This window comes from Streptomyces sp. NBC_00887 (assembly GCF_045207585.1).
In genome coordinates, this window is the sequence record NZ_CP108788.1 from 947,269 (window position 1) to 963,864 (window position 16,596).

Consider the following 16,596-nt stretch of genomic DNA (forward strand, 5'->3'; position numbering starts at 1 on the left):
GGTGCTCCTCGGTCGGGTGCCGCCTTCGCCTGCCGGGCACGCCGCTCCGTGCGTCCCCGCGCCTGTTCCACCGCCCGCCCCCGGTCTGTCGCGCCTGGGCTGCAAGCGCTTTCCACACCAGACGACCCGGCGTACGACCGGGGGTCAAGAGCGCCTGCCGCAACCGCCCCGGCCAGGGCGGCGACCGAATGTGCGGGCTGCTGTCAGTGGCCCGGTGCAGACTGTCCCCTATCCGGCATAACGGCGTTTCGGGAGGTCTCTGTCATGACCGACGTACTGCTCACCGTGGGCACCCGCAAAGGACTCTTCATCGGCCGCAGGCGCGGCGGCGCATGGGAGTTCGGAGATCCGCACTTCAACGCGCAGGCCGTCTATTCGATCGCGATCGACACCCGCGGGCCGGCACCCCGCCTTCTGGTCGGCGGCGACAGCGCACACTGGGGCCCCTCCGTCTTCCACTCCGACGACCTGGGCGCCACATGGGTCGAGCCGAAGCAGCCGGCGGTGAAGTTCCCCCAGTTCACCGAGGCGTCGCTGGAGCGGGTCTGGCAGCTGCATCCGGCCGGACCCGAGGCGCCCGGCGTGGTGTACGCGGGGACGGAGCCGGCGGCCCTGTTCCGGTCCGAGGACGGTGGCGAGTCCTTCGAGCTGGTCCGCCCGCTGTGGGAGCACCCGACGAGGTCGAAGTGGGTACCCGGCGGGGGAGGCGAGGGTCTCCACACCATCCTGACCGACCGGAGGGACGCCCGTGCGGTGACCGTCGCCGTCTCCACCGCGGGCGTGTTCCGGACGAAGGACGGCGGCGAGCGGTGGGCTCCGTCCAACAAGGGGGTCTCCGCGGTCTTCCTGCCGGACCCCGACCCCGAGTTCGGCCAGTGCGTGCACAAGGTCACCCGTGACGCGGCCGATCCCGACCGGCTCTACCTGCAGAACCACTGGGGGGTCTTCCGCAGCGACGACTCCGGGGACAACTGGACGGACATCGGCGCGGGCCTGCCTTCGGACTTCGGCTTCGCCGCGGTCGCGCATCCGCACCACGCGGACACGGTCTACGTCTTCCCGATCAACGCGGACGCCGACCGCGTCCCCGCAGGTCGCCGCTGCCGGGTGTTCCGTACGCGTGACGCCGGAGCGACCTGGGAGCCCCTGACGCAGGGCCTGCCGGACGGCGCCCACTACGGCACGGTGCTCCGCGATGCGCTCTGTACGGACGACGCCGACCCGGCGGGCGTCTACTTCGGCAACCGCAACGGCGAGGTGTACGCCAGCGAGGACGACGGGGACAGCTGGCAGCAGCTCGCCTCGCATCTGCCCGACGTGCTGTGCGTGCGGGCGGTGGTGCTCGACTGACCCGCAGCCGACCGGTGTGGTCGTAGCACCGGTGGAGACCAGTAGAGTGCGGCCCGTGGCAGCACGACCGTTGAAAGAAATCGTTGAGCCGGGGTGGGCGCAGGCCCTCGAGCCCGTGGCCGAACGCATCGCCGCTATGGGCGACTTCCTCCGCACGGAGATCGCCGCGGGGCGCACCTACCTGCCCGCGGGACCGAATGTGCTGAGGGCGTTCCAGCAACCCTTCGACGAGGTACGCGTCCTGATCGTCGGCCAGGATCCGTACCCGACACCGGGGCATGCGATCGGCCTGAGTTTCGCGGTGGCACCCGAGGTGAGTCCGGTGCCCGGGAGTCTGGAGAACATCTTCCGGGAGCTGCACTCGGATCTTGGCCTTCCACGGCCCTCCAACGGCGATCTGACGCCCTGGGCGCAGCAGGGGGTGCTCCTGCTCAACAGGGCGCTGACGACGGCTCCCAGGCGGCCTGCGGCGCACCGGGGCAAAGGCTGGGAGGAGGTGACCGAGCAGGCCATCCGCGCGCTGGTCGCGCGCGGCACACCGCTCGTGTCGGTGCTGTGGGGCCGTGACGCCCGCAATCTGCGGCCGCTGCTGGGCGACTTCCCGGCGATCGAGTCCTCGCACCCCTCCCCCATGTCGGCCGACCGCGGCTTCTTCGGTTCACGTCCGTTCAGCCGGACCAATGAACTGCTGCAGCGCCAGGGGGCGCAGCCGGTCGACTGGCGGCTGCCGTGACGGCAGCGCCGGACCCGTTCGTCATCGGCGTGGACTCCGGCGGGTCCGGGCTGCGCGTGGCGCTCGGGACCGTAGGCACGGAGCATCCCGTGTCCACCACGGTCTGCGCCGAACCGGTGCGGACGGGAACGGCCGGCATCGATGCCGGGCACATGCTGGAGCAGCTTCTGCCGGCGGTCCGGGGGCTGCTGGAGGAGGCCGGGCCGGGGGCGGAGATCGCCGCTGTGGCCGTCGGGGCCGCCGGGATGGCGACGCTCGGCGGGCAGTTGCGTACCGAGCTGCCGGCAGCTCTGGCGCAGGCGCTGGTCGTGCGGCGGGTGGCGCTGGCCGCCGACGCGGTGACCGCTTACGCGGGTGCCCTCGGACAGCGACCCGGAGCGGTCGTCGCGGGCGGCACGGGCATGATCGCGCTCGGCACCGATCTGACGACGTGGCGAAGGGCCGACGGCTGGGGTCATCTGCTGGGCGACTCCGGCGGCGGTGCCTGGATCGGCCGCGCCGGACTCGACGCGGCGATGCGCGCCCACGACGGGCGGGCCGGGGGTTCCCCCGACCTGCTCGCGCGGCTCCGGAAGATTTTCGGTTTTGCTCCCGATCTTCCGGGGCTCCTCTATCCGCGAGGCGACCGTCCGGCTCTGCTCGCTTCCTTCGCCCCCGAAGTCGCGGCCTGCGCCGCCGAGGACGAGGTCGCGGCCGGCATCCTGCGGGAGGCTGCCGTCCACATCGCCGAAGCCGCAGCGGCGGTCTGCCCCCCGGCCACGGACGCCGGGAACGGCGGGTGCGAAGTCGCCCTGACGGGAGGTCTGTTCAGGATGGGCGATCCGCTCACCGGGCCCTTGTACGCAGAGCTCGCGCGACAGGTCCCGCAGGCCCGCGTGGTGCCCGCCGCAGGTGATCCGCTCCACGGTTCGCTGGCCGTCGCGCGGGCTCTCGCCCTGGCGGAACTGCGGCTGCCCACCCACCCGGCACTGCTGTTCGTGGCGGAGGTGACGTGAGCATACCGAGCATCTGACCGCCCGGACAGAGCAGGGCAGTTGACTGGTATGCCACTCAACAGACATAACCGGACAGATAACGCCCGACCACCCCCTCCCCGAACAGAGGGGCACCCAAAACCAGTAGCATGCGGCGCCATGAGCACCCCCACTGGGCCCGCTTCCGGCCTGCCTGTACGAATGCCGCGACCTCGCCAGTCCGGACGGCACCGCCGCCCGGAGCCCGTGGTCGCACCTGAGGGCGCTGCCGCGCTCGTTCTCGCTGTTCCCGGTACCCCTTCCTCGGCCACGCGCAGCCTCGCCGAAGAAGTGATCAGCATCGCCCGTTCCGAGCTTCCCGGCCTGAACGCACAGATCGGTTATCTCGACGGTGACGACGCCGAGTACCCCACGCTCGTCTCCGTACTCGCGCATACCGCCACCGAGCGCACCGCGCGCTACGAGCAGGCCGTTGCCGCGGGTCGTGAGGTCTCCGAGCCGCAGGGCCCGTCCGCCGTCGTGGTGCCGCTGCTGGCGGGGCCGGACAGCGCCCTGATCCGGCGGATACGGCAGGCGGTCATGGAGAGCGGCACCCAGACCGAGCTGACCGATGTGCTGGGCCCGCACCCGCTCCTCGCCGAGGCACTCCACGTGCGCCTTTCGGAGGCCGGCCTGGCGCGCGCCGACCGTGCCAGGCTGTTCACCGTGGCGACCGCGGCCGACGGCATCGTGCTGGCCACGGTGGGCGGCGACGAGGCCGTGCAGGCCGCCGGGATCACCGGCATGCTGCTGGCCGCGCGCCTCGCGGTTCCGGTGATGGCCGCCGCACTGGATGTGGAGGGTTCGGTCGCCTCGATCGCCGCACAGCTCCAGAACTCCGGTTCCGCCCAGCTCGCGCTCGCGCCGTACCTGGTGGGCCCGGAGGTCGACACCGGCCTGCTGGAGGCCGCCGCGAGGGAGGCCGGCTGCGCGACCGCCGAGCCGCTCGGCGCGTACCCGGCCATCGGCAAGCTCGTGCTCTCGACCTACGCGGCGACGCTCGGCATCACGCCGGCGACACCGCAGGGCGCCCAGGCGCACTGATCGGCGCCCGCACCTCCGACTGATCGGGCGGCACGGACCGGATAGCCCCGGCCCGTGCCGCCTGTCGTTCCCGGGCGCCTCCCCGGGACTCACGGGGCGTCTCCCGGGGCGCCCCGGGGCGCCCCGGGGCGCCTCAGGCGAAGACGACGCAGGAGGCGGCGGGAGCGTCGATGGAGCCCGCGTGGGCCGGAATGCCCGTTTCCGCGTCGACGGCGAACCAGCTGACGTTGCCGGAGTGCTCGTTCGCCACGTACAGCCACTGCCCGGTGGGATCGAGGGTGAGGTCGCGGGGCCATTGCCCGCCGCAGCCCACGGCCGCGGCCAGGAGCGGTTTCTCGGCCGTCTCGTCGAGCGTGAGGACGGAGATGCTGTCGTGGCCGCGGTTCGCGGTCCACAGGAACCGCCCGTCGTACGAGACCACGACCTCGGACGGGTACGTACGCGCGTCCCCGGCCGTGACGCCTTCGGAATCCACGTCGTGGGGCAGCACAGGTGTCTCCCCGAACGGCTCGAGCCGGCCCGTGGCCGCGTCCCAGCGGCATACGGTGACCGTCGGCTCCAGTTCGTTCAGCACGTAGGCGTGTCCCCCCGACGGGTGGAAGGCCATGTGTCGCGGCCCGCTGCCGGGGCGCATGGCCGTCTCCCCGTGCAGCCGCAGCGACCCGGTGCGCGGGTCGAGGGCGCAGACGCGCACGGAGTCCGTACCCAGGTCCACGCTCAGCACCCAGTTCCCCGAGGGGTCGGCGAGCACCTGGTGGGCGTGCGGGCCCGCCTGCCGGCCGGTGTCGGGCCCGCTGCCCTCGTGCCGGAGCACGGAGGCCGCCGGGCCGAGGGAGCCGTCGGCCCGTACCGGCAGCGCGGTCACGCTCCCGGAGCCGTAGTTGGCGGTGACCAGATGACCGGCGGCGAGTGCCAGGTGTGTGGGGCTGCTCCCGTCGACGGACCGCACCGGGCCGGCGGGCCGCAGGCCGTCGTCGCCGATCTCCCATGCGGCGGCGGCGCCGTCGGAGGTCTCGCTGACCGCGTACAGAAGCCTGACACCCGTTGCGGAGGCGGGGCCGACCGTGAGGAAGGAGGGGTCGGGAACGGCGTCCGTGGCCGCGAGCACGGTCAGCGCCCCGGTGTCCGGGTCGACGGCGACCGCGGTGACACCGCGTCCGCCGGCCGAGGTGAACGACCCTATGAATGCCCGCCCGGCGCTTCTGCTGCCCATCGCGCTACCCCGCCTTTGCCGTCTGTGCCGTCTGTCGCGATCTTCCCCGGCGACGGTAGCAGGCAGCCCTTCGTGGTCCAGACCAATCCGGAAAGCCCCTTCGGACACGTACCGCGCGCCTGCGTGCCGGTGGCCGGCCGAGCGGCCCCCTCAAGGGGCCTAGGGGACGTCAGGCACGGATCAGCGGGGCCCGGGGGGAGCTGTGCAGGGGCGCGGCCAGTTCGGCGAGCGCCCGCTCCAGGCTGTGCAGGTGGGCGAGCGCGGGTTCGGCGACACCGGCGGCCGGCAGGTGGCCGGCGGCGGAAGCCGTCTCGTGGCGCCTGCGGTCCGGGGCCGTCAGCGCTTCCACGGAGGCTTCGACACGCCAGCAGGCGGCGGCGAGACGGGCGTCGTGCGACGCCTCCGGGTCCGCCGCGACGGACGCGAGACCGCGTACCTCGCGTGCGCACACGTCGAGCAGTGCGAGCACCTGCCCGGCCCGCGCCTTACGGGCGCGCAGCGGGCTCAGGGGATGCACCAGCGGGCCGAGCGAGAGCCGTACGCGCCCGAGGAGCGCTTCCAGTTCGGCGACGCGGGGGGCCGGGTCCGCCGTCGCCGAACCCGCGAGCCGCGCGGCCGCCTCCGCGGTGCAGGCGTGCACACAGCGCAGGGCCCGCTGGATCCAGGCATCGGTCGTGGCGTGCGTGGTGACCGGCAGCAGGAGGAGCACCGCCGCCATCGCGCCGAGCGCCCCCACACCCGTCTCCACGAGCCGCAGTGCGAGCAGTGAGGGGTCCAGCACGCCGAGAGCCCCGTAGAGCGCACCTGCCATGACGGTCACCGAGAACATCATCCAGGTGTACGAGACCGCCGCCGAGTAGAAGATCCCGAAGACAGCGGCCGCCACGACGACGGCGGTCGGCACGGCGGCACCGTGCAGCGGAACGACGACGACCAGACCGACGGGGATACCGATCAGCGTGCCCAGGACCCGGCGGAATCCCCGCACCAGGGTCTCGCCACGGGACGCGGTGTTCACGAAGACCCACCAGGTGGCGCCGACGGCCCAGTACCAGCGCTCCTCGGAGAGGAGCTGCCCCACCAGGAGCGCGAAGGCGCCACCCGCGGTCGCCTGGATCGCCTGGCGTGTGGTCGCGCGGGCCAGCCCCCGGCCGGCCACCGGGGTGAGCACCGAGGGGGCGGGCAGCCGCCGCTCGTAGCACCAGAAGCCGAAGCGGACGGCGGACGAGGCCAGCAGGGAGAGGGCGACCGCGGAGTACAGCTCGGGCAACTGCGCGGGCAGCGTGTGCAGGAACTGCGTGACGAAGAAGGACATGAAGGCGAACACACCGAGGGCGTGCCCCCGCGGCCCCCACCGCCGGGCGTACACGCCGGCACCCATCACCGCGAGGAAGGCCACGTCGCGCGCCACAGGCTGGTCGTGCAGCAGGGCTGCCAGGGCCAGCACGGGGAGCCCCGCGGCAGGCAGCAGAGCCGTCGTGATGGCCTGCCCGCGCACGGTGGGGTCGGTCACCGTGAACAGGGCCAGCAGTGCGGCGAGACCGCCGGTGATCGCCCCGACGAGCGAGTGGCCGGCCAGCCCGCACACCACGACCGCCAGCCCGATGCCGAGGACGGCCCGGACCCCGCTGCGCAGGCGCAGTCGTCCCGGATCCGCGGCAACGAACATCCTCTTCAGCAACGAAGGCTCTCCCCTGTGAACCCGGCCCGTGCACCGGCATGAAAAAGGCGCCACGGGGATCCGCAGCGCCATCGACAGATACATCAGAGCATCCCGGCACCTCATGGCTCAAATCGAGGCGAAACCACTGGGCCATTGGTACATCTCCGGAGGCGTATGGCGTGCCACAAGTAGGCCAACGGACCCGGTCGCCCGTGGAAGGCACCGATCCCGGGCCGGGCCACGGTTAGAGTCGGGCGAAGGATCACCGAGCCGGGAGGAGAACGGCCGATCATGGCGGTGGACGCCCTCGACACCCGAATCCTGCGGCTGCTCATCGAGCAGCCGCGCACCAGCGTCCGCGAGTACGCGCGCATCCTGGCAGTGGCGCGCGGCACCCTCCAGGCCCGGCTGGACCGTCTGGAGCGGGACGGCGTGATCACCGGCACGGGACCGTCGATCTCCCCCGCGGCACTCGGTCACCCGGTGCTCGCCTTCGTCCACCTGGAGGTCACCCAGGGGCACCTGGACGAGGTGGGGGACGCGCTCGCGGCGGTCCCGGAGATCATCGAGGTGTTCTCGACGACCGGCGGCGGTGACCTCCTGACGCGCGTCGTGGCCCGCGACAACGGTCACCTCGAGGACGTGATCCAGCAGCTGATCCAGCTCCCCGGCGTCGTCAGGACGCGCACGGAGGTGGCCCTGCGCGAGAGGGTGGCGCACCGGGTCCTGCCGCTGGTCGAGGCCGTGGGGCGGGCGGCGGGCAGTCCGGACTGATCACCGTCCGGCATGCTGGGAGCCATGAGTTCCAGGCGCACCCCGGCCCTTCGGGTCATCTTCGATCTCGACGGCACGCTCGTCGACAGCGAGCCGAACTACTACGAGGCGGGGCGCCGCCTCCTCTCCCGGTACGGCGTACAGGACTACGACTGGGAGAAGCACGCGCGCTTCATCGGGATCGGTACCCGGGAGACCCTGACCGTCCTGCGCGCGGAGTACGGGATCGAGGCGCCGGTCGAGGAACTGCTGGCGGGGAAGAACGCCCTGTATCTGGAGCTCGCCGGCGCTTCGACGAAGGTCTTCCCGCAGATGCGGCTCCTGGTCGAGCGGCTGCACGAGGACGGGGTCGCGATGGCGGTGGCCTCGGGTTCGTCCCGGGCGGCGATCGGAGCCACCCTCGCCGTCACCGGGCTGGACGCGTACATCCGGCTGTACGTGTCCGCCGAGGAGGTGGCGCACGGAAAGCCGGAGCCCGATGTGTTCCTGGAGACCGCCCGGCGGCTCGGCGCCGAACCGGCGGACTGCGTGGTGCTGGAGGACGCCGTGCCGGGCGTCGAGGCGGCGTACGCGGCGGGAATGCGCTGCATCGCGGTTCCCTTTGCCGAAGAGATCGCCGGTGAGCCCGCGTTCGCGACTGCGGAACTGCTCTTCCCCGGCGGGCAGGACGAGTTCACCGCACAGGCCGTGTTCGACCGCCTCCGCCAGGGACTTTGATGCGGATCAGGCCGGATTCGGCGGGGTGGTGGCGGCCCCGGCAACCGGAGGCCCGGCGGACGGATATCCTGATCATGCCGCACACCCCACGTACCGTACCGAGCCGTTGAGCCCGATGAGGTCGCCGCTGCGGCAGTCGGAGCGGGCCACAGTTCGAGATAGGTGTGCACAGGTGCTGGTAGCTGGTCGGTACCGGTTGATATCCCCCATCGGTCGTGGCGGCATGGGTGAGGTGTGGCGCGCCACGGACGAAGTCCTGGGCCGGGCCGTGGCGGTGAAACTGCTGCTCGGGGACCATGCCGACGCCTCGTCGACCGCCCGGTTCCGCCTGGAGGCGCAGACCGCGGCGCGTCTGAGCCATCCTCACCTGGTGGCCGTGTTCGACTTCGGCTCGTGGGAGGACCGCTTCTATCTGGTGATGGAGCTGGTCGAGGGCAGGAGTCTCGGGGACCTGCTGGCGGCCCAGGAGTCGGTTCACCCCGAGCAGGTGGCCGACATCGCGGGTCAGGCGGCTGCGGGTCTGGCGGCCGCGCACCGGCAGGGCATCGTGCACCGCGACATCAAGCCGGGCAACCTCATGCTGGATGCCGACGGTACGGTGAAGATCGGCGACTTCGGCATCGCCCAGTTCGTCGACGACCCCTCGACGGCTCTGACCACCGCCGGCCACATCGTGGGCACGAGCCTGTACCTGGCTCCGGAGCGGGCGCTCGGCCGCACCGCCGACTCCGCGTCGGACATGTACTCCCTCGGTTGTGTCGTCTACCAACTACTGGTCGGTCAGCCGCCGTTCCGCTCGGACACCGCGACCGCGACGCTCTACCAGCACGTGGACACGCCTCCGGTGCCGGTGAGACAGCGGGGGGTCGACATCTCCCCCGCCTTCGATTCGTATCTGCTGGGCCTGCTGGCGAAGCAGCCCGAGGACCGGCCGAGTGCACAGCAGGCCTCGGAATGGTTCCGCAGCGGCGCCTGGCGCGGGCGCCCCGAGCCGCTGCCGCAGCAGCATGCCGCCGCCCCGCGGCCCGTCGTCCCTGCCGCTCCGGCGCCGGGTGCCGCCACTCCCGACACCGGGGGCATGTCGGCGTACCGGCTGCCGCAGCCCACCGGGCGCAGACGGGCGACGCCTGCGCCCCGGGCCGCCAGATCAGCGTCCACGCGCCGGCTCCGCGCGGGTGAGGCCATCCGCCGACGGCCCCGTGTGGCGAGTGCCGTCGCCGGAGCCGTCGCCTTCGTGGCGGCGGTGTACCTGGGAACGGTCCTGTTCTCGCCGGACTCCGGTGCGGCGGATACCCCGGATCCCGGTCCTACGCCGACGGCCACACTGCAGCCGTCCGCGCCTGTCGAACCGGCCGGCCCTGCCGGGGACGGGCCCCGGCAGGACGGCGAGGACGGCGAGGAGTCGGACGACTGAGCCCCTCCGCGGTGCTCGGCCCCGGCTCGTGTCCGCGTCACCAGCGCGCGTGGATCTCCGCGCGGATCCGGCGGTCGTACAGCTCCCGCACCGCGTCCAGCGTGCTCAGCGGCAGCGGGGCAAGAACGGCCGCGGCAGCGTTGGCCCGGGCCTGAGCCACGGAACGCGCACCGGGGATGACGCTCGTGACACCGGGCTGCTGGATGATCCAGCGCAGCGCGGTCTGCGCCGAAGTGGCGCCTTCGGGAACGAGTTCGGCGAATTCGGCGGCAGCCGCCACACCGGTCGCGAAGTCGACGCCGGAGAACGTCTCGCCCTGGTCGAAGGCCTCGCCGTGGCGGTTGTACGTGCGGTGGTCCTCGGGAGCGAAGACCGTGTCCTCGGTGTACTTGCCGGACAGCAGTCCGGAGGCGAGCGGAACCCGCGCGATGATCCCGACTCCCGCCGCGGCAGCCGCCGGAAGCACCTCGTCCAGCGGCTTGAGGCGGAACGGGTTGAGGATGATCTGCACGCTCGCGACACCCGGCCTGGCGATCGCCGCGAGTGCCTCCGCGCACGTTTCGACGCTGACCGCGTAGGCCTTGGTCCGCTTTTCCGCGACGAGCGTGTCCAGGGCGTCGTAGACCGCGTCCGAGGAGTAGACGCTGGTCGGCGGGCAGTGCAGTTGTACGAGGTCGAGCGTGTCGACGCCGAGGTTGGCGCGCGAACGGTCGTTCCAGGTACGGAAGTTGTCCAGTACGTAGTTCTCGGGGACCTGGTCGGCGCGCCGGCCCATCTTGGTGGCGACGAAGACGTCCGCGTCCGGACGGTCCTTCAGGTATCGGCCGATGAGCTGCTCGCTGCGGCCGTCCCCGTAGACGTCGGCGGTGTCGAAGAAGGTGACTCCCGACTCGACGGCCGCGTCCAGGACGTCGAAGGCGTCGGCCTCCCGCACCTCACCCCAGTCCCCGCCCAGCTGCCAGGTGCCCAGTCCTACGACCGATACGTCACGTCCGGTCCTGCCCAGTGTCCGCTGCTCCATGAGGATCATGCTACGTCGCCGCCCGGGGCCGGCGGCGTGGTGGACCGCCGGCCCCGGGGTGGGCCCTCGTCAGTTGGTGGTGACGCGTACGTAGTCGACGACGAGCTGCTGGGGGAACGTGGTGCTGCCGTCCGGATCGCCGGGCCAGTAGCCGCCGACGGCGAGGTTGAGTATGAGGAAGAACGGCTTGTTGAAGACCCAGGGATTGCCGTTGAGGTCGGCGGGAGTGCGCCTCTGATAGACGGTGCCGTCGACGGACCAGGTGACGGAGTCCGGTGCCCAGTCGACGGCGAAGGTGTGGAAGTCGTCCGCGAAGGCCGCCCCGCCCGGGAGGCTGTATCCGGCACCGATTCCTCCGGATCCGGAGTAGCCGGGGCCGTGCAGGGTCCCATGGACGGTACCGGGCTCGAAGCCGACGTTCTCCATGATGTCGATCTCACCGCTGTTCGGCCAGCCGACGCTGCCGATGTCGGCGCCGAGCATCCAGAACGCGGGCCACATCCCCTGTCCGCGCGGGACCTTCATCCTGGCCTCGACATGACCGTACGTCTGGGTGAACCTGCCGGAGGTGTTGAGACGGGACGAGGTGTACTCGCAGGTTCCGTACCAGCACCGGTAGTTGCCGGGGTTCTCCTTGCGCGCGGTGATGACCAGGTTGCCCTGGCCGTCGAGGGCGGCGTTGTTGTTGCCCGCCGTGTAGTACTGCCGTTCGTGGTTGTTGACGTTGTCGCCGGTCTCGATCTGCCACTTGCCGCCGTCGACGGCCGAACCCGCGGCTCCGTCGAACTCGTCGGCGAACACCACGGCGGCCGGGGCCGCGGCCTTCGGTGCCGCGGAGGACGCGGTCGTGTGGGGAGACGGGGCGGCCGACGCGCCTGCGGGAAGGGCGGTCAGGGCGGCCGAACAGCAGAGCAGCGAGAGGGCGTACATCATCGTGCGACGCCGTTTCGCCGGACGCCTCATGGTGTGATCAAAGGGGTGCACAGTCATCACGTCACTTCGAGGTGGAGGATGGTGGGGGGCATGTGCATGACAGGTGGACGCCGAGAGGTGAACGGTTGGGGCGCTCATCCCGGGCGTATATTTCAACTCTTGATTTAAGACAGGCGCCGAAGAGCCGTCAAGGTCCCGGTCCGGACCGGGCGGGTAGAAGTCATCGCCATGGGGAACGGACATCTCATGCGTATGCGACCCGTACTCGCCGTTCCCGCCGCAATCGCCCTGGCCCTGCTGGCTCCGACGGGTGCCCTGGCGGCCTCCTCAGCCGTCGCGGCCCCGGTGCCGCCCACCTGCCGAGACAGCCGCCTGGCGGTCGCCGCCACCGCCTCGGACCAGCCCGACGCTGTACGGATCAGCATCACCAACCGCGGTGGCACGGCCTGTGTCGTCGACCGCATCCCCACCGTGGTCTTCGGCGGCTTGGACGGCTCGGCACAGCCGGTGCCCGCGAGCGGGAGCGCACCGTACCGCCTGGCGGCCGGCCGATCGGCGTACGCGGCTGTGCGCACGCTGGCCCCCACGTCGACGGAGCTGCGGGTGGCGGACCGGCTGACGGTCGCCGGGGACCCGTCCCACCGGGGACGCACCTTCGACGCCGCCTCTCTGGGAGCCCCCGACGGTATCCGGGTGTGGGAACCGGTCACCACGTCGTGGCACCCGTCGCAGGCCGCTGCCGACGCGGTGCTCGAGCGGCACACGGACTGACCGCCGGGGCAGATCCCACGGCCCCCCTACGGCCGCCGTCGTGCGCCGCGCGGCCGACGGCGGCACAGTGGAGGTACGGGCCGCGCAGTGCCTGCGCGGGCCTGGCCGGGCGGAGCCGCACGCCTCGTCCGACGGCAGTCCAGGGCGGAAGGATCCAGCCGTGAGCAGCGACGACGCACAACGTTTCGTGGTGCAGATCCATGAGGCCCGGCGGATGCACTTCGACTTCCGCCTGGAACTGGACGGCGTATTGAAGTCGTGGGCCGTGCCCCGCGGCCCGTCGGACAATCCGCGCGACAAGCGGCTTGCCGTGCCGACGGAGGACCACCCGCTGGAGTACCGCGAGTTCGAAGGAGTCATTCCACAGGACGAACAGGGCAGCGGCACCGTCATCGTCTGGGACCAGGGCACCTACCGTCCGCTCAGCCACGACGCCGAGGGCGCTCCCGTACCGTTCGGCGAGTCCCTGGACCGCGGGCACGCCACGTTCTGGCTCGACGGAAGCAAACTGCACGGCGAATTCACGCTCACCCGCTTCCACATCGGCAACGAGGACGACACCGACGGCCCCGAGGCCTGGCTGCTCATCAAGGCCGACGACCGGCAGGCCGTACGCGACAGGCCCGGCACACCCGACCCGTACCACGCCCGCTCGGCCCGCACCGGCCGGACACTGCACCAGGTCGCCGCCGCGGAACGGGAGCGGGCCGGCTGACCCGTGGTCCGGGTCAGGACACGGTCGTCCGCCCCTCGACCCGCGCCGCGAGCTGCTCCCGCAGCCGGCTCAGCCGGGCGATCTCCGCGTCGAGTACGGCAAGCCGCCGCGCCGCCACCCCCTCGCTCTCCGCGCCCCCTTCCCCGGATCCGGCACAGGACCGGAGCGGTCCGTCGACCAGGAGGTCCAGTCGGTCCGAGCAGTGCCGCACATCCTCGACCGTCAGCCCCAGCGACAGCAGCTCACGGATGACGCGGACCCTGGCGACATCACGCGTTCCGTACTCCCGCTGGCCCGTCGTGCTGCGCCCGGGCGGTGGCAGCAGTCCCCGCTCCTCGTAGAACCGCAACGCTCTCGGCGTGGTCCCCGCTGCCGCCGCAGCGTCACCGATCCGCATCCGCCACCCCCAGGGTTCCCGCAGCGTTCTCACAACGTGACGACGACGGTGCCGAGATGGTGACCGCCGATCATCTCGTGCAACGCCCGTGCGGCGTTGTCCATGCCCGCGATCCGCACATGCGGGAAGGTGATCTCTCCGGAACGCAGCCACTGCCCGAACCTCCGGTTCCACTCACCGTGCGCCTCCGGGTGGTCGAGCCCGCTGATGCCGGTCATCGTGACGCGCTTGACGACGAGTTGGAACGAGTCGATCTCGACGGGGGCCGTGGTGCCGCTCCCCCGCTCGGACAGCTGACCCGACAGCGCCCCGACCAGTACGAACCGGGCGCCCGGGCGCGCCGCCCCGACGGCCGCCCGCAGCTGCTCCCCCCCGACCATGTCGACGAACACATCGATGCCCTCGGGTGCCGCTTCGGCCAGCCGATCGGACAGGGAACCCTCCTGCCCCCTCAGTACGACCGCGTCGTACCCCAGGCGCTCCCGCATCACGGCGGCCTTCTCGGGTGAGCCGGTGCTGCCGATCACGCGGCCGGCCCCGAGCAGCCTGGCGGTCTGTCCCGCCATGGATCCGACCGCTCCGGCCCCGCCGGACACGAACACCGTCTCCCCGGCCCGCAGTTCCGCGACCCGGGTGAGTGCCGCGTACGCCAGGGACCCCTGGGACAGATGGGCCACCGGGTCGGGCAGGACGTCACCGAGCGGCGTGCATCCGGCGGCGGGGACCACGGCGTACTCCCGCCAGCCGAGATAGTGCGAGACCAGCTCCCCCACGGCCGGTCCGCCGGGGCCTGGGTTCGTCACGACCTCTCCGACGGCCGCACCGAACAGGGTGTCCCCGGGGCCCACACCCGGGAAGGGGGCTCCCTCGACTCCCCCGCCGATGACCGTACGCAGGGCGGGAAAGACCTGGAAGCAGCCGTTGCGCACCAGGACCTCACCCTCCCCGGGCTGCGGCAGCGGTGTCTCCACGACACGGAAGTGCTCCGGGCGGGGCAGTCCTTCGGGAACGGCGGCAAGCCGCACTTCCCGGGAGGTGCGAGGCAGGGGCGGTCGAACGGTCATGCGGGCTCCTCGTCTGCGGGCCTCCGGCCGATCGGCCGGAGGCCCGCAGACGCTAAACCCTCACCTGTACGTCAGGGGCAAGCCCCGGGCTGTACTCACGCGGGCCTGACGGCTACCAGGTGGGCGAACACCACCACGTTGTCCTTGTAGTCCTTCGCCTTCTTGTCGTACTCGCCGCCGCACGTGATCAGCCGGAGCTGGGCGGTGCCGTCGTCGGCGTACACCCGCTCGTCGGGGAAGTTCGCCTTGCTGAACGTCTCGACCGAATCCACCTGGAACACGGTGACGATGCCGTCCTCGCGGGTGATGCTCACCTTGTTGCCGGGCTTGAGCGTCCCGAGCAGCAGGAACACGGCCGGGCCCGTCATGGTGTCGACGTGACCGGCGACGACCGAGGTGCCGCGCTCGCCGGGGGTCGCCCCGTCCTTGAACCAGCCGGCCAGATTCATGTCGTTCGGGGGCGGCGCGTCCAGCCGCCCCGACGGGCCGATGGCCAGCGGAGTGAACGGGGCGTCGACGGCGATCTTCTTGATCCTGATCCGCGCGGGTTCCGACCGGGACAGCCCGTAGGACTCGGAGGACTCGGAGGGCGCCGGAACGGGCGAGGGCGGGGCGGCGGCGGGAGAGGACGCGGGCGCCGGCGCCACGGCCGCGACGGGCGGCGGGACTCCTGCCGAGGCGTCGAGGGAGTTGTAGACGAGGAGGAAGCCCAGGCCCACCGCCACGGCGGGCCACAGCAGGGAACGGCCGAGGCCGGGGGAAGCGGACTCTGTGTCGGACGGCTGCTGGGCGGCCATGCGCATGCTGCCTTTCGGGTACGAGGAGGGCGGAACGGACCGGGGGACGCCGGGGGAAAATCGGCGCGGCCACCGCCCGGGGAGGGCGGCGGCCGCGACAGGAATATCTTCGGCCCGGCGGATGCCTGTCAGGCTGCCGCGACACCCGAGGTGTTGCGGCGGCGCAGCCGGTATGCGGCCGCCCCGATACCGCCGAGCATCAGCAGGGAGCCCGCTGCCAGGCCGCCGCCGGACAGAGCCATCGCTCCACCGCCGGTGTGGACGCCGCCCTCCGGCTTCTCGTGCTTCCAGGTCTCCGACTTCTCGCTGCCCGTGGTGCTGCCGGACTCGGAGCCCTCTTCCTTGTCCTTCTGCCAGTCGTCCGCCGTGATGCCGGCCAGCGCACCGCCACCGGTGTGCACGCCACCCTCCGGCTTCTCGTGCTTCCACGAGTCCGGCTTCTCACGGTCCGCGTTGTTACCGCCCGCGGACTCCTCCTTGTCCTTCTGCCAGTCGTCCGCCGTGATGCCGGCCAGCGCACCGCCACCGGTGTGCACGCCACCCTCCGGCTTCTCGTGCTTCCACGAGTCCGGCTTCTCACGGTCCGCGTTGTTACCGCCCGCGGACTCCTCCTTGTCCTTCTGCCAGTCGTCCGCCGTGATGCCGGCCAGCGCACCGCCACCGGTGTGCACGCCACCCTCCGGCTTCTCGTGCTTCCACGAGTCCGGCTTCTCACGGTCGTCGTTGTTGCTGCTCGATGAGGAGCCGCTGTCCTTGTCCCAGCCATCGGCCGAGGTCACGGCGTACGCGGCTGGGGCAGAGACCGCGAGGACCGCCGTGACGGCGGCCGATGCGAACAGGGTGCGAGCAGAGCGCATGGATACACAGTCCTTTCACCACCCCCGCGAAGGCCGACACATCGTCGGCTCATCGGATCGCAGGTGCGACGTGATCCACCGTCAGCTGAAATCCCGTGTCCCACCACTGGGGAGAGCCGC

17 protein-coding genes are annotated in these 16,596 nt (G+C 71.8%); 9 read left to right on the forward strand and 8 right to left on the reverse strand.

The genetic code is table 11. The features are described from left to right. Positions 1–264: 264 nt before the first annotated feature. The 4 genes from OG844_RS04355 to OG844_RS04370 all read left to right on the forward strand — a co-directional run bounded on the left by OG844_RS04355 (position 265) and on the right by OG844_RS04370 (position 4,140). Positions 265–1,350 carry a WD40/YVTN/BNR-like repeat-containing protein gene (locus OG844_RS04355; RefSeq protein WP_406388198.1) on the forward strand — a complete coding sequence of 362 codons (1,086 nt, stop codon included), beginning with the start codon at positions 265–267 and terminating at the stop codon, positions 1,348–1,350. A 55-nt stretch (positions 1,351–1,405) separates the two neighbouring features. Next, positions 1,406–2,083: a uracil-DNA glycosylase gene (locus OG844_RS04360; protein ID WP_406388200.1), complete on the forward strand. Its 678-nt coding sequence runs from the start codon at positions 1,406–1,408 to the stop codon at positions 2,081–2,083. After that, positions 2,068–3,078, forward strand: a complete 1,011-nt coding sequence (locus OG844_RS04365; protein WP_406395999.1) for an N-acetylglucosamine kinase — start codon at positions 2,068–2,070, stop codon at positions 3,076–3,078. Before OG844_RS04360 ends, OG844_RS04365 begins: the two co-directional genes overlap by 16 nt. A gap of 138 nt (positions 3,079–3,216) precedes the next feature. Further along, entirely contained in the window at positions 3,217–4,140 is a 924-nt protein-coding gene (locus OG844_RS04370) for a sirohydrochlorin chelatase (protein ID WP_384610529.1), read from the forward strand. Positions 4,141–4,273: 133 nt separating this feature from the next. Here OG844_RS04370 and OG844_RS04375 read toward each other — a convergent pair whose 3' ends face one another. After that, a complete protein-coding gene (locus OG844_RS04375) occupies positions 4,274–5,353 on the reverse strand; it encodes a lactonase family protein (RefSeq protein ID WP_406388202.1) in 1,080 nt (359 codons plus the stop codon). A gap of 169 nt (positions 5,354–5,522) precedes the next feature. After that, complete coding sequence (locus OG844_RS04380) at positions 5,523–7,034, reverse strand: FUSC family protein (RefSeq protein WP_406388203.1); 1,512 nt, start codon at positions 7,032–7,034, stop codon at positions 5,523–5,525. A 273-nt stretch (positions 7,035–7,307) separates the two neighbouring features. Here OG844_RS04380 and OG844_RS04385 point away from each other — a divergent pair, with 273 nt between their 5' ends. The 3 genes from OG844_RS04385 (at position 7,308) to OG844_RS04395 (ending at position 9,921) form a co-directional block, all read left to right on the forward strand. Next, complete coding sequence (locus OG844_RS04385; protein ID WP_406388205.1) at positions 7,308–7,790, forward strand: Lrp/AsnC family transcriptional regulator; 483 nt, start codon at positions 7,308–7,310, stop codon at positions 7,788–7,790. A 24-nt stretch (positions 7,791–7,814) separates the two neighbouring features. Then, a complete protein-coding gene (locus OG844_RS04390) occupies positions 7,815–8,507 on the forward strand; it encodes an HAD family hydrolase (protein WP_406388206.1) in 693 nt (230 codons plus the stop codon). Between the two features lie 223 nt (positions 8,508–8,730). Next, a complete protein-coding gene (locus tag OG844_RS04395; protein WP_406388207.1) occupies positions 8,731–9,921 on the forward strand; it encodes a serine/threonine-protein kinase in 1,191 nt (396 codons plus the stop codon). A 37-nt stretch (positions 9,922–9,958) separates the two neighbouring features. Here the strand turns inward: OG844_RS04395 and OG844_RS04400 are convergent, their stop codons facing one another. Beyond that, a complete protein-coding gene (locus OG844_RS04400; RefSeq protein ID WP_406388209.1) occupies positions 9,959–10,951 on the reverse strand; it encodes an aldo/keto reductase in 993 nt (330 codons plus the stop codon). Positions 10,952–11,011: 60 nt separating this feature from the next. Next, complete coding sequence (locus OG844_RS04405; RefSeq protein ID WP_406388211.1) at positions 11,012–11,932, reverse strand: family 16 glycosylhydrolase; 921 nt, start codon at positions 11,930–11,932, stop codon at positions 11,012–11,014. Between the two features lie 189 nt (positions 11,933–12,121). Between OG844_RS04405 and OG844_RS04410 the strand changes: the two genes are divergently transcribed. Both OG844_RS04410 and OG844_RS04415 read left to right on the forward strand, forming a co-directional pair. Further along, positions 12,122–12,646: a DUF4232 domain-containing protein gene (locus tag OG844_RS04410; protein ID WP_406388212.1), complete on the forward strand. Its 525-nt coding sequence runs from the start codon at positions 12,122–12,124 to the stop codon at positions 12,644–12,646. A 214-nt stretch (positions 12,647–12,860) separates the two neighbouring features. Continuing rightward, complete coding sequence (locus tag OG844_RS04415) at positions 12,861–13,361, forward strand: DNA polymerase ligase N-terminal domain-containing protein (RefSeq protein ID WP_406396001.1); 501 nt, start codon at positions 12,861–12,863, stop codon at positions 13,359–13,361. Between the two features lie 13 nt (positions 13,362–13,374). Here OG844_RS04415 and OG844_RS04420 read toward each other — a convergent pair whose 3' ends face one another. The 4 genes from OG844_RS04420 to OG844_RS04435 form a co-directional block, all read right to left on the reverse strand. After that, complete coding sequence (locus OG844_RS04420; protein WP_406388214.1) at positions 13,375–13,758, reverse strand: MerR family transcriptional regulator; 384 nt, start codon at positions 13,756–13,758, stop codon at positions 13,375–13,377. Positions 13,759–13,787: 29 nt separating this feature from the next. Beyond that, positions 13,788–14,822: an MDR family NADP-dependent oxidoreductase gene (locus OG844_RS04425; RefSeq protein WP_406388215.1), complete on the reverse strand. Its 1,035-nt coding sequence runs from the start codon at positions 14,820–14,822 to the stop codon at positions 13,788–13,790. 95 nt (positions 14,823–14,917) lie between these two features. After that, positions 14,918–15,619 (reverse strand): class F sortase, encoded by a 702-nt coding sequence (locus tag OG844_RS04430; protein ID WP_406388217.1) that lies wholly within the window; start codon positions 15,617–15,619, stop codon positions 14,918–14,920. A gap of 128 nt (positions 15,620–15,747) precedes the next feature. After that, a complete protein-coding gene (locus OG844_RS04435) occupies positions 15,748–16,476 on the reverse strand; it encodes a hypothetical protein (RefSeq protein WP_406388219.1) in 729 nt (242 codons plus the stop codon). Positions 16,477–16,596: the final 120 nt, after the last annotated feature.

Excerpts from the sequence above, each read along its gene's own strand:
- OG844_RS04355 (WP_406388198.1), top strand. The coding sequence starts at position 265 with ATGACCGACGTACTGCTCACCGTGGGCACCCGCAAAGGACTCTTCATC.
- OG844_RS04370 (WP_384610529.1), top strand. The coding sequence starts at position 3,217 with ATGAGCACCCCCACTGGGCCCGCTTCCGGCCTGCCTGTACGAATGCCG.
- OG844_RS04375 (WP_406388202.1), bottom strand. The coding sequence starts at position 5,353 with ATGGGCAGCAGAAGCGCCGGGCGGGCATTCATAGGGTCGTTCACCTCG.
- OG844_RS04385 (WP_406388205.1), top strand. The coding sequence starts at position 7,308 with ATGGCGGTGGACGCCCTCGACACCCGAATCCTGCGGCTGCTCATCGAG.
- OG844_RS04390 (WP_406388206.1), top strand. The coding sequence starts at position 7,815 with ATGAGTTCCAGGCGCACCCCGGCCCTTCGGGTCATCTTCGATCTCGAC.
- OG844_RS04395 (WP_406388207.1), top strand. The coding sequence starts at position 8,731 with ATGGGTGAGGTGTGGCGCGCCACGGACGAAGTCCTGGGCCGGGCCGTG.
- OG844_RS04400 (WP_406388209.1), bottom strand. The coding sequence starts at position 10,951 with ATGATCCTCATGGAGCAGCGGACACTGGGCAGGACCGGACGTGACGTA.
- OG844_RS04405 (WP_406388211.1), bottom strand. The coding sequence starts at position 11,932 with ATGACTGTGCACCCCTTTGATCACACCATGAGGCGTCCGGCGAAACGG.
- OG844_RS04410 (WP_406388212.1), top strand. The coding sequence starts at position 12,122 with ATGCGTATGCGACCCGTACTCGCCGTTCCCGCCGCAATCGCCCTGGCC.
- OG844_RS04415 (WP_406396001.1), top strand. The coding sequence starts at position 12,861 with ATGCACTTCGACTTCCGCCTGGAACTGGACGGCGTATTGAAGTCGTGG.
- OG844_RS04420 (WP_406388214.1), bottom strand. The coding sequence starts at position 13,758 with ATGCGGATCGGTGACGCTGCGGCGGCAGCGGGGACCACGCCGAGAGCG.
- OG844_RS04425 (WP_406388215.1), bottom strand. The coding sequence starts at position 14,822 with ATGACCGTTCGACCGCCCCTGCCTCGCACCTCCCGGGAAGTGCGGCTT.
- OG844_RS04430 (WP_406388217.1), bottom strand. The coding sequence starts at position 15,619 with ATGGCCGCCCAGCAGCCGTCCGACACAGAGTCCGCTTCCCCCGGCCTC.
- OG844_RS04435 (WP_406388219.1), bottom strand. The coding sequence starts at position 16,476 with ATGCGCTCTGCTCGCACCCTGTTCGCATCGGCCGCCGTCACGGCGGTC.